Below are 11,054 nucleotides of genomic sequence, written 5' to 3' on the forward strand. Positions count from 1 at the left end.
GGAATGCGGAAGACGCGAATCGGAACGAGGCTGACGGTCGTCGCGGCGTGCGCGGCGTTCGTGCTCGCCGGCTGCGGCGACGGGGGCTCGATCGACGAGCAGACCGAGGCGAACGAGTCCGAGGCTGCCGAGGGCGGCGGCGACTGCGGCGACCTCAACATGGCGGTCAACCCGTGGGTCGGCTACGAGGCCAGCGCCTACGTGGTCGGCACCGTCGCCCAGGAGAAGCTCGGGTGCACGGTCAACTACAAGGACCTCAAGGAGGACGTGTCCTGGCAGGGCTTCGGGACCGGCGAGGTCGACGTCGTCATCGAGGACTGGGGCCACCCGGACCTGGAGAAGAAGTTCTTCGCGGAGCAGGGTGACGGCAGCGCCACCGACTTCGGCGAGAACGGCAACGTCGGCATCATCGGCTGGTACGTGCCCGGCTGGCTCGCCGAGGAGCACCCGGACATCCTCGACTGGAACGGCCTCAACAAGTACGCCGGCGAGTTCGCCACGTCGGAGTCCGGCGGCCAGGGGCAGTTCCTCGGCTCCGACCCGTCGTACGTCCAGTTCGACGAGGCGATCATCAGCAACCTCGACCTCGACTTCAAGGTCGTCTTCTCGGGCGGCGAGGCTGCCACGATCACGGCGTTCGAGCAGGCGCAGAAGAACAAGGAGTGGCTGATCGGCTACTTCTGGGAGCCGCAGTACGTCCACGCCGAGGTGCCGATGGAGAAGGTCGCGCTGCCGCCGTACGAGGACGGCTGTCAGGACGACCCGGCCAAGGTCGACTGCGACTACCCGGAGACGCCGCTGAAGAAGATCGTGTCCACCTCGTGGGCCGACGAGGGTGGCCCGGCGGTGGACCTGGTGCAGAACTTCGAGTGGACCAACGACGACCAGAACCTCGTCGCCGCCTGGATCACCTCCGACGGCATGGCGCCCGAGGACGCCGCGGCCAAGTGGGTCGAGGAGAACCAGGACAAGGTCGACGCCTGGCTCGGCTGAGCCGCCACGGCCAGTCGTCGCGCCGCACACCCGGCCCCGGGCGGGGGTTGACCTCCCGCCCGGGGTCGGGTGATCCTTGAGGTAGTTTCGTATTACGAATCGTGTTGCGCATTACGCAACGCGTTGGACAGACCGGAGAGTGCCCATGGCCACCGTCCCCAGCTCGGCCAAGGTCGTCGTCATCGGCGCCGGCATCGTCGGCAACAGCCTCGTGCACCACCTCGCCCGGCTCGGGTGGCGCGACATCGTGCAGCTCGACAAGGGGCCGCTCCCGAACCCGGGCGGCTCCACCGGGCACGCCTCGAACTTCATCTTCCCGGTGGACCACTCCCGGGAGATCACGGACCTGACGCTCGACTCGGTGCGGCAGTACCAGGAGATGGGTGTCTTCACCCAGTCCGGCGGCTTCGAGCTCGCCCGCACGCCGGAGCGGATGGAGGAGCTGCGCCGGCGCATGTCCAGCGCGAAGGCCTGGGGCATCGAGGCGCACCTGGTCGACCCGGCGTTCGTGAAGGAGAAGGTCCCCTTCATCGAGGAGGACCAGTTCATCGGTGCGTTCTGGACGCCGAGCGTGGGCGTCGTCGACTCGCTGCGCGCCGGCACGATCATGCGCGAGCGCGCGCTCGAGGCCGGCGCGCTGACCGTCGTACCCAACGTCGAGGTCACGGCCCTGGACGTCGAGGACGGCCGCATCCGTCGCGTCCGGACCGACGGCGGCGACATCGAGGCCGAGTACGTCGTGATCGCGTGCGGCGTGTGGAGCCCGAAGATCGGCGACATGGCGGGCGTCTCGATCCCGCTGACCCCGGCCGTGCACCAGATGATCAGCGTCGGGCCGTGCCCCCAGCTCGCCGAGCGCGAGGGCGAGATCTCCTTCCCGATCGTCCGCGACATGGACACCTTCTGCTACGAGCGCCAGCACGGCGCCGACATGGAGGTCGGCTCCTACGCCCACCGCGCGATCCTGCACGAGCCCGAGGACATCCCCTCGATCGAGCAGGCGAAGCTCTCGCCGACGGAGATGCCCTTCACCTCCGACGACTTCGACCCCCAGCTCGAGCAGGCCTACGAGCTGATGCCGGAGCTGCTCGGCGCCGAGGGCGCGGAGATGCGCTACGCGATCAACGGCCTGCTGTCGCTGACCTGCGACGGGCTCCCGATCCTGGGCGAGAGCCAGGTCAAGGGCCTGTGGACCGCCGCCGCGGTCTGGATCAAGGAGGGCCCGGGCGTCGGCCGCGCGGTCGCGGAGTGGATGGTCAACGGCCACTCCGAGATCGACATCAGCCACAGCGACATCGCGCGGTTCCACCCTCACCAGATGCGTCGCGAGCACACCCGGCTGCGCACCACCGAGGCGTTCATCAAGACCTACGGGATCATCCACCCCTCCGAGCAGTACGAGTCCGACCGCGACCAGCGGCTCTCGCCGATGCACGCGTCGCAGGCGAAGCTCGGCGCGGTGTTCTTCGAGACCGGCGGCTGGGAGCGCCCGCACTGGTACGAGTCCAACGCCGCCCTGCTCGAGCAGTACGGCGACGCCGTGATGCCCCGCGAGCACGAGTGGGACGCACGCTGGTGGAGCCCGATCATCAACGCCGAGCACCTGCGCATGCGCGAGGCCGCGGGCATCATCGACCTCTCGGCGTTCGAGGTCTTCGACATCGTCGGGCCGGGCGCGCTGGAGACCGTGCAGACCGTGTGCGTGGCCCAGTGCGACGTGGCCGTCGGCAAGGTCGTCTACACCCCGGTGCTCGACCCGGCAGGCGGCTTCCGCTCCGACCTCACGGTGATGCGCCTCGGCGACGACCACTTCCGGGTCGTCACGGGCGCGGCGCACGGTCCCGCCGACCGCCAGTGGTTCGGCGACCACGTGCCGGCCGACGGCGTCACGACGCTGACCAGCCGCACCGACGACGTCGTCACCATCGGCCTGTGGGGCCCGCGGGCGCGCGACATCCTCGCCTCCCTGACCTCCGACGACGTGAGCGACGGTGGGTTCGGGTTCCTCACCTGCCGCGAGCTCCAGGTCAAGGGCACGTCGGTGCTCGCCTCCCGCATCTCCTACGTCGGCGAGCTCGGCTGGGAGCTGTACGCCGCGGCCGACGACGCGGCCGGGGTGTGGGACACGCTGCTCGAGGCGGGCGCCGCGCATGGCGCCGTACCGGTCGGCATCGGCGTCTACGGCACGACCGGCCGGATCGAGAAGGGCTACCGCGCCTTCGGGTTCGAGCTCGACGGCGAGCGCAGCATCGTCGAGGCCGGCATGCAGCGGCCCAAGGTCAAGGCGGCCGACTTCGTGGGCAGGGCGGCGTACCTCGCCCAGCGCGAGGCCTCGCCGGAGACCGTCCTCTGCACGCTGGTCGTCGACGACCACACCTCGGCGTCCGGCGTGAAGCGCTACATGCTCGGCGGCGAGCCGATCCTGACCCGGTCGGGCGAGTCGCTCACCGACGGCCAAGGCCACCACCCGTACGTCACATCGGCCGGGTCCGCGCCGTCGCTCGGCAAGCACGTGCTGCTGGCCTACCTGCCGCCGGACCAGGCCGTGATCGGCAACGAGCTCGCCGTCTCCTACATGGAGGAGCTCTACCCGGTGACCGTCGGCTCGATCGACGCGACGCCGCTCCTCGACCCCGCGAACGAGCGCATCCGATGAGCACCCTCGTCTGCGTCAAGAGGGTCGTCGACTCCTCCAGCGAGGTGGTGCTGACCGACGACGCCCAGGCCGTCGACGGGCGGTACGCCGGCTTCACGATGAGCGCGCACGAGGAGTGCGCGGTCGAGATCGCCGTCAGCCTCGCCTCCGGAGAAGGGCAGAGCGCGAGCGTGCTGACGCTGGGCGACGCGGACGCCGTCGAGCAGCTGCGCGCCGCCCTCGCCGTGGGCTGCACCGCGGCGGTCCACGTGGTCGCCGACCCGCAGACCTTCGGACCAGCCGACGTCGCGCGCGAGATCGCGGCGGTGGTGCGGGACCGGGGCGACGATCTCGTGCTGCTCGGCAACGACGCTGCCGACAGCGGCGACTTCCAGGTCGGCATCCGGCTCGCCTACGAGCTCGGCTGGCCGGTGGTCAACGGCGCCCAGACGGTGTCGGTCGACGGTGGTGTCGCGACCGTGCACGTCTCCGGGCCCGACGGCCACGAGACCTACCGGCTGCCGCTGCCCGCGGTCGTCACCGTGCTCGAGGGCGGGGTGGAGCCGCGCTACCCCACCGTCCCCGGGCGGATGAAGGCGAAGAAGGTCGTGATCGACGAGCGCCGACCGACCGCCGAGCCGACCGGCCCGGGCCGTGTCCGGCTGCTGCTGCCGCCGCCGACTCCGTCGGACGTCCAGGTCCTGGGGAAGGGCCCCGAGGCCGCGCCCGCCGTCGTCGACCTCTTCGAGCAGCTGGGGGTGCTGGCCCGATGATCGTCGTGCTGGTGGAGACCGACCTGTCCGGCGCCGCCGCCGAGGTGTCGCGGGAGGCGGTGACGTTCGCGCGCTCCCTGTCCGACGCCGGCGGCGGGGTGCCGATCGACGTCGTCCTCGTCGGCGAGCCGTCGGCAGAGCTCGTCGAGCAGCTCGGGGCGTACGGCGCGCGCGACGTCCACGCACTCACCGGCGACGCGTTCGACTCGTTCGCGGGTGCGGCCTGGGCGTCGGGCGTCCTCGGCGTACGCGCCGCCAAGAACGCCGTCGTCGTGCTGGCGGCGGGCACGCCCCGCGGCAACGAGGTGATGGCCCACGTCGCCGCCCGCGCGAACGTGCCGATGGCGGCCAACGTGCTGTCCTTCTCAGGGCTCTCGCCCTTCACGGTCACCCGGCAGGTGGTCGGCGGCGCCGCCCTCGAGGAGATGCAGCTGGCGCAGCGGCCGGCCGTGTTCACGGTCGCCGGTCATGCCGTGGAGGCCGCCCCGGCGACCGCTCCCGGCACCGCCAACGTCGTCGTCGAGACACCCGACGTCGCCCCCGCCGACCTGGTCGCGCGCGTGGTCTCGACCGAGGAGCCCGAGCCCGACCTCTCCGGCAACCTCAAGTCCGCGAAGGTCGTCGTCGGCGCCGGCCGCGGGGCCGGCTCGTCAGACGGCTTCGCCGACCTGCTGGAGCTGACCGAGCTGCTCGACGCGTCGCTCGGCGTCTCCCGGGTCGTCACGTCGCTGGGCTGGCGGCCGCACCACGAGCAGGTCGGGCAGACCGGCTCGCGGATCTCGCCCGACCTCTACATCCCGTGCGGCATCAGCGGCGCCATCCAGCACTGGGCGGGCTGCTCGTCGGCCAAGACGATCCTCGCGATCAACACCGACGCCGAGGCCCCGATGGTCACCAAGGCGACGTACGCCGTGATCGGCGACCTGCACGAGGTCGTGCCGGCGATCAACGCCGAGATCAGGCGCCGCCGCGCCGGCTGACTCCCGGCGCCGGCCCCCGTGTCGACGATGCCCGTTCGGGGAACAAGGGAGGGCATCGGCTGCTCGTGTGCCGACGCACGCGAAAGGGGGCCACTCGTGGACGACGAGGACCGGACGATCACCAGCGCTCAGCGCTCCGACGACTTCCCGCCCGCCTGGGAGCCACGAGCCATCACCCGAGCCCGCGGGCTCTCGGAGCTGCTGGACCGTCGCCCGGAGCTCTCCGGGGTCTACAAGCCCGCCGACGTGACGGCGGAAGGCGTGCGCTGGTCGGCGTGACCCCGACCTGGACGCACGCCCGCCACCTACCCTTGGTGCGGTGAGGTCGGGGAGGGGAAGCGCGACCGGGCGGCTGCGTGCGGCAGCGCCCGCTCTCGTGCTGCTCGCGAGCGGTGCCGTCGCCTGCGACAGCAGCTCGCAGGCCGGCGAGCAGCCCCCGGACCCGGCGCCGTCGGGCGCGACCGCGTCCGGACCGAAGGCCGTCCCGACGCTCGACCCGGAGCACGCGGTCGAGCCGCCCGGACGTCGCACCGGCGTCGTGGGCTACCCCGACATCGTCGTCACCAGTGCCGAGTCCATCGACCCGAAGACCGCCGCCGCGGTGCGGACCGTCCCGGGCGTCCTCGACGTCACCTCCATCTCGCTGGCCCAGGTCGTCGTGGAGAACCGTGCGCTCCAGGTGGCCGCGGTCGACCCGGCGACGTACCGCAACTACACGCTCCGTGAGGTCGCCGAGACCCAGGACATCTGGGAGCGGGTCGCCGCGGGCGAGCTGGCGGTCGACCCGCGGCTGGTACGCCGGCTGCCCGTCGACGACGGGTTCATCGACCTCGGGAGCACCGAGGACGCGCCGTCGGTGCACATCGGCGCGCACGCCGAGCAGGCGCCGCTGGTCGACGCGGTCGTCAACGAGACGTGGATCCCCGACCTCGAGATGACCCGCGGCAACGCCCTGCTGATCCGCACCGGCGGCCGAGCGCCCGACACGCTGCGCAAGCCGATCCAGCGGGTGCTCCGTGGGACGGAGGCGTCGGTGCAGATGACCGACGTCGTGGCACGGGAGGGCCTGGATCCCGACGTCGTGCAGACCGCGGTCGTGGTCGGCACGGTCGCCGACGCGGTCGGGATCTACCGCTACTCCGTGCTCGGTGGCGGCAAGATCGCCCCGGAGCCCTCGTGGGTCGAGTCGCACATCGCCACCGGGCAGGTGCCGATCCTCGGCTCGGTGACCTGCAACCGGCTGATCTTCCCGCAGCTGCGGGCCGCCCTGGCGGAGGTCGTCGCCCGGGGGCTGGCCGACGAGATCGACCCGGACGACTATGCCGGCTGCTACTACCCGCGCTTCATCGCCGGGTCGACCAAGCTCTCCAACCACGCGTTCGGGCTCGCCCTCGACCTGAACGTCCAGGGCAACCAGCGCGGCACAGTAGGCGAGATGGACCGCGGTGTCGTCGCCGCCTTCGAGCACTGGGGCTTCACGTGGGGTGGGCGCTGGGGCTACACCGACCCGATGCACTTCGAGATGCGCGAGCTGGTCAATCCGGGCTGACGTTACTGTCGGGTGCCATGCGTGCCGTCCAGGTCGTCCAGCCCACCGGTCCAGCCGACGTCGTCGTCGTCGACGTACCCGAGCCGACGCCGAAGGAGGGTGAGGTCCTCGTCGAGGTGCACCGGGTCGGCATCTCCTTCCCCGACCTGCTGCTGAGCAAGGGCGAGTACCAGCTCAAGCCCGATCCGCCGTTCACCCTCGGCGTCGACTTCGCCGGCGTGGTCGTCTCCGGTCCCGGCTTCGAGCCCGGCCAGCGGGTCGCCGGCGTGGCGGGCTACGGCAACGCCGCCGAGCGGGTCGCGAGCCCCGCGGACACGACGTTCGCCCTGCCCGACAACCTGTCCTTCGACGAGGGTGCGGCGCTGCCGATGAACTACCTCACCGCGCAGTTCGCGCTCGCCGAGCGCGGCGGGCTCCGCGAGGGCGAGACCGTGCTGGTGCACGGAGCCGCCGGCGGGGTCGGCACGGCGACCATCCAGGTCGCGAAGGGGTACGGCGCACGCACCATCGCCGTCGTCTCGACCGAGGAGAAGGCCGAGGTCGCCCGCGCCGCCGGGGCCGACGACGCGGTGCTTCTCGACGGCTTCAAGGACGCCGTCCTCGAGCTCACCGGCGGCCGGGGCGTCGACGTCGTCGTCGACGTCGTCGGCGGCCCCGCCTTCACCGACTCGCTGCGCGCGCTCGGCACGCAGGGCCGCCTGCTGGTGGTCGGCTTCGCGGCGGGGCAAGGCATCCCCGAGGTCAAGGTCAACCGGCTGCTGCTGAACAACATCGACGTGCGCGGCGTCGGCTGGGGCGCCTTCGCGATGCTGCGGCCCGGCTACATGCAGGAGCAGTGGTCGGCGCTGCTGCCGATGATGGAGGCCGGCGTGATCCGGCCGCCGATCGGCGCGACGTACGACCTCGAGGAGTTCGGCAAGGCGCTCATCGACATGGACGAGCGCCGGACGCTCGGTAAATCGGTGGTGCGGGTGCGGGACTGACCGCTACCAAGGACCCATGTCGTGTGACCTCGTCGCGCTCTGCTTCGCCGCGCACGACCCGGTCGCGCTCGCCCGCTTCTGGGGCCGGCTGCTCGGCTGGCACCCGCTCGAGGTCCGCGACGGCGGCATCGACCTGGTGCCCACCGACGGTACGGCGTACCGCCTGCGGTTCGTCGCCGGCCAGCAGCCGAAGGTCAGTGCGAACCGGGTCCACCTCGACCTGACCAGCGCCTCCCCGGAGCAGCAGGACGACACGGTCGCGCGGGCGCTCGGCCTGGGGGCCCGCCACATCGACGTCGGCCAGTTGCCCGAGGAGGGCCAGGTCGTGCTCGCGGACCCCGAGGGCAACGAGCTGTGCGTGATCGAGGCGGGCAACGGGTTCCTCGACGGGTGCGGCACCATCGGCGCGATCAACTGCGACGGCACCCAGGCGGTCGGGTACTTCTGGAGCGAGGCGCTCGGCTGGCCGCTGGTGTGGGACCAGGACGAGGAGACCGCCATCCAGTCGCCGCGCGGAGGCTCCAAGATCGCCTGGGGCGGTCCGCCCGTGGCGCCGAAGACCGGCCAGGAGCGGCTGCACCTCGACATCGCGCCCCGTGACGGGACCGCCCTCGAGGCCGAGGTCGACCGGCTGCTCTCTCTCGGCGCGACCCCGGTCGACATCGGGCAGGGCCGGGTCGATTGGGTGGTGCTCGCCGACCCCGACGGCAACGAGTTCTGCGTCCGGCCCGGGTGATCCGGTGGACGCACCGCGGGCGGTCGTGCTGGTCGAGGGGGACAGCGACCGGCGCGCCCTGCACACCCTCGCGGGTCGCCTCGGGCGCGACCTCGCGGCCGACGGCGTCGAGGTGGTGGTGCTCGGCGGCATCACGAACATCCGGTCCTTCGCCCTGCGCTACGGCCCGGGCGGCCTCGGCGTACCCCTGGCCGGCCTGTACGACGCGCCGGCCGAGCGCATCGTGCGGCGCGGCCTGGCCGCGGCCGGTGTCCCGGTCGACGGCTTCTTCCGGTGCACGGAGGACCTCGAGGACGAGTTGATCCGGGCGCTCGGGGTCGCGGCCGTCGAGGACGTGATCGCCGCCGCGGGCGAGGCCCGCTCGCTGGAGCTGCTCGCCGGCATGCCCGCCCAGCGGTCCTGGACCCGCGACGCGGTGCTGCGCCGCTTCATGGGGTCGAAGTCCGGCCGCAAGGACCGTTACGCGGAGCTGCTCGTGGCGGCGCTGCCGCTGGACCGGGTGCCCGCTCCGCTGACGGGCGTGCTGCGGTGCGCGCTCGACCTCTCCGTCAACGGGTCCACCGATAGGGCGTCGTGGTGGACACCGTGAGGAAGCCGTACCTCTCCAGGATCGGGCGGGAGTACTCCGTGCAGTCGCTGTTGATGAGCGTCTTGCCCATGCGCAGCGCAGAGCGAGCCCGCTCCGCGGTGAGCGCCCTGTAGATCCCGCGACCCCGCCACTCCTCCAGGGTCGAGCCGCCCCAGATGCCCGCGAAGTCGGTCCGCGGGACCGGCTCGAGGCGACCCGCCGACACGATCTGCCCGGCGGCCTCGGCGACCCAGAGCTCCATCCCGTCGTCGCGGGTGAGGCGGCGCAGCAGCGCGTCGGCGACCGCCACTCCGGCCTCCGGCGAGTCTCCGAACGCCCGCGCGCCCATCGCGCTCATCGCGCGGACGTCGCCCTCGTCCGTGACCTGCCGGACCGTGACGCCGTCGGGCAACGACACCTCGACCGCGAGCTGCCGTGCCTCGCCGATCATGATCGACTCCGGCTCCTCCGCGACGAATCCGTGGCTGAGCAGGCTCTCCTGCAGTCCGGGCGCATGATCGTGCCCGCGCGTCTTCCACTCGACCCGCGTGATCTCGGGATCGGCCCGGTAGTGCTCGAGCGCCGCCCCCACCAGCCGATCGATGGCCTCGGCATCTGCCCCGCCGAGGTCTCGGTAGGTGACGAACCCGCGGCCGCCCGCGAACGTCACCAGCCGCACCGGGCCGAGGAGCGTCACCGAGTCCGCGCCGGGTGTCTCCGCGTCTGTCCGCAGCTGCTCGTCGTAGGCGGCCAGGAGCCGATCGTGATCATCCACGCCGGACATGATCGACGTGCGCGGCCCAGGACTGCCAGCGGATTCGCGCGCGCTCAGGCGGCGAGGATGATGTTGGTCAGGTAGATCTCGCCGGGGCTGACTTGTCGGAGTGAGCTCGGGGCCGGGGCCAGGGGCGCGATGGTCCGGGTGATGTGTCCGGTGGGCATGGTGATCTGGATGGTGTGCGGCGTTTCGGGTCGTCCGGGTGGGCCGGTGATGGGTCGGGATCGCCAGCCGGGGGCCTGTTTGGTGTGGTTGCACTGCTCGCACAGGCCCTGACCGTTCAGTGCCGACGTGGGTCCGCCGGCCGCGTGGGCTGCGGCGTGGTCGTGGTGGCGGATCGGGGCGTCGCACCAGGGGGTGCGACAGGTCCGGTCCCGGAGGTCCAGGAACAGGCCGAGGGCTTTCGGGAACGCCCGGGCCGTGGATTCCATGGCGGTCAGGGCGCGGGTGCCGGGGTGGGCGTAGAGCCGGCGGAGGGCGGCGGTGGCGTCGGCGATCGCGCGCTTGGTCAGGGCGGTGGCGTGGTCGGCGCCGAGGGATCGTAGTCCTGGAGCCAGGCGGGTTCGTGGCCGCCGGCGAGCAGGGTCTGGTCGGAGAGGACGAGGTTGACGGTGACCGGGACCGCGTCGGCGGTGGTCTGGCCGGTGACGTGTTCGACGAGGGTGTCGGCCATCACCTGGCCGCGGGACCTCGGGTCCCCGGCGGCCCTGGCCTGGTCGGCGGCGCGGGTCAGGGTGGCGTGGACCGCGACCCCCTGGGCGGCGGGCAGCAGCACCGAGAGCCGGGCCATGGTGTCCGGCGCGGGGCGCAGCGACACGTGCCGGTCACCCTCCGCCTTCGCACGGCGGTCCACCACCGCGGCCGGGTCGGTGGTGGCGACCAGGGCCCGGGTCTCGGCGACCAGGCGCCGGTCGCCCCACCCCTCGAACGGGTAGCCGCCCTCGGCATCCGGTGCGGCGAGCCGGGCGTCGACGGCGGCCCGGTCCTCCGGTGTCAGGCAGCTGGTCTCGCGGGCGATCAGGGTGGCCCGCCACTCCGACAGCGCCCCGGCGGCCAAGG

Annotated in this window: 12 protein-coding genes; 9 read left to right on the forward strand and 3 right to left on the reverse strand. The window is 72.4% G+C overall.

Translation table 11 applies throughout. The features are described 5' to 3' along the window. Nucleotides 1-3 precede the first annotated feature (3 nt). The 9 genes from ACFQQI_RS15535 to ACFQQI_RS15575 all read left to right on the forward strand — a co-directional run bounded on the left by ACFQQI_RS15535 (nt 4) and on the right by ACFQQI_RS15575 (nt 9,238). Nucleotides 4-993 (forward strand): ABC transporter substrate-binding protein, encoded by a 990-nt coding sequence (locus ACFQQI_RS15535; RefSeq protein ID WP_378565092.1) that lies wholly within the window; start codon nt 4-6, stop codon nt 991-993. 145 nt (nt 994-1,138) lie between these two features. After that, entirely contained in the window at nt 1,139-3,649 is a 2,511-nt protein-coding gene (locus ACFQQI_RS15540; RefSeq protein ID WP_378565095.1) for an FAD-dependent oxidoreductase, read from the forward strand. After that, complete coding sequence (locus ACFQQI_RS15545; RefSeq protein WP_378565098.1) at nt 3,646-4,401, forward strand: electron transfer flavoprotein subunit beta/FixA family protein; 756 nt, start codon at nt 3,646-3,648, stop codon at nt 4,399-4,401. The genes ACFQQI_RS15540 and ACFQQI_RS15545 overlap by 4 nt, the downstream gene beginning before the upstream one ends. Next, nucleotides 4,398-5,381 (forward strand): electron transfer flavoprotein subunit alpha/FixB family protein, encoded by a 984-nt coding sequence (locus ACFQQI_RS15550; protein WP_378565101.1) that lies wholly within the window; start codon nt 4,398-4,400, stop codon nt 5,379-5,381. The genes ACFQQI_RS15545 and ACFQQI_RS15550 overlap by 4 nt, the downstream gene beginning before the upstream one ends. Nucleotides 5,382-5,477: 96 nt before the next feature. Continuing rightward, a complete protein-coding gene (locus tag ACFQQI_RS15555) occupies nt 5,478-5,660 on the forward strand; it encodes a hypothetical protein (protein ID WP_378565104.1) in 183 nt (60 codons plus the stop codon). 40 nt (nt 5,661-5,700) lie between these two features. Continuing rightward, nucleotides 5,701-6,930 carry a M15 family metallopeptidase gene (locus tag ACFQQI_RS15560; protein ID WP_378565107.1) on the forward strand — a complete coding sequence of 410 codons (1,230 nt, stop codon included), beginning with the start codon at nt 5,701-5,703 and terminating at the stop codon, nt 6,928-6,930. A gap of 17 nt (nt 6,931-6,947) precedes the next feature. After that, nucleotides 6,948-7,913, forward strand: a complete 966-nt coding sequence (locus tag ACFQQI_RS15565; protein ID WP_378565110.1) for an NADPH:quinone oxidoreductase family protein — start codon at nt 6,948-6,950, stop codon at nt 7,911-7,913. Nucleotides 7,914-7,929: 16 nt separating this feature from the next. After that, nucleotides 7,930-8,649 carry a VOC family protein gene (locus ACFQQI_RS15570; RefSeq protein ID WP_378565113.1) on the forward strand — a complete coding sequence of 240 codons (720 nt, stop codon included), beginning with the start codon at nt 7,930-7,932 and terminating at the stop codon, nt 8,647-8,649. Nucleotides 8,650-8,653: 4 nt separating this feature from the next. Then, the gene (locus tag ACFQQI_RS15575) at nt 8,654-9,238 is read left to right on the forward strand and encodes a TOPRIM nucleotidyl transferase/hydrolase domain-containing protein (RefSeq protein WP_378565116.1); all 585 of its coding nucleotides are present in this window, start codon (nt 8,654-8,656) and stop codon (nt 9,236-9,238) included. Here the strand turns inward: ACFQQI_RS15575 and ACFQQI_RS15580 are convergent. From ACFQQI_RS15580 to ACFQQI_RS15590, 3 genes are all read right to left on the reverse strand, one after another. Continuing rightward, nucleotides 9,198-10,001 carry a GNAT family N-acetyltransferase gene (locus tag ACFQQI_RS15580; RefSeq protein WP_378565119.1) on the reverse strand — a complete coding sequence of 268 codons (804 nt, stop codon included), beginning with the start codon at nt 9,999-10,001 and terminating at the stop codon, nt 9,198-9,200. The two genes, ACFQQI_RS15575 and ACFQQI_RS15580, sit on opposite strands and share 41 nt — an antisense overlap. Nucleotides 10,002-10,045: 44 nt before the next feature. Then, nucleotides 10,046-10,426: a hypothetical protein gene (locus tag ACFQQI_RS15585; RefSeq protein ID WP_378565122.1), complete on the reverse strand. Its 381-nt coding sequence runs from the start codon at nt 10,424-10,426 to the stop codon at nt 10,046-10,048. A gap of 77 nt (nt 10,427-10,503) precedes the next feature. Beyond that, nucleotides 10,504-11,054 (reverse strand): DUF222 domain-containing protein (locus ACFQQI_RS15590; protein WP_378565125.1); only part of this gene is annotated, 551 nt, incomplete at its 5' end.

The sequence above is a fragment of the Nocardioides sp. GCM10030259 genome (genome assembly GCF_042666375.1).
Taxonomy (GTDB): domain Bacteria; phylum Actinomycetota; class Actinomycetes; order Propionibacteriales; family Nocardioidaceae; genus Nocardioides.

Coding starts and splice junctions, on each gene's coding strand:
- ACFQQI_RS15535 (WP_378565092.1), top strand. CDS start 4: ATGCGGAAGACGCGAATCGGAACGAGGCTGACGGTCGTCGCGGCGTGC.
- ACFQQI_RS15540 (WP_378565095.1), top strand. CDS start 1,139: ATGGCCACCGTCCCCAGCTCGGCCAAGGTCGTCGTCATCGGCGCCGGC.
- ACFQQI_RS15545 (WP_378565098.1), top strand. CDS start 3,646: ATGAGCACCCTCGTCTGCGTCAAGAGGGTCGTCGACTCCTCCAGCGAG.
- ACFQQI_RS15550 (WP_378565101.1), top strand. CDS start 4,398: ATGATCGTCGTGCTGGTGGAGACCGACCTGTCCGGCGCCGCCGCCGAG.
- ACFQQI_RS15565 (WP_378565110.1), top strand. CDS start 6,948: ATGCGTGCCGTCCAGGTCGTCCAGCCCACCGGTCCAGCCGACGTCGTC.
- ACFQQI_RS15570 (WP_378565113.1), top strand. CDS start 7,930: ATGTCGTGTGACCTCGTCGCGCTCTGCTTCGCCGCGCACGACCCGGTC.
- ACFQQI_RS15580 (WP_378565119.1), bottom strand. CDS start 10,001: ATGTCCGGCGTGGATGATCACGATCGGCTCCTGGCCGCCTACGACGAG.
- ACFQQI_RS15585 (WP_378565122.1), bottom strand. CDS start 10,426: ATGGAATCCACGGCCCGGGCGTTCCCGAAAGCCCTCGGCCTGTTCCTG.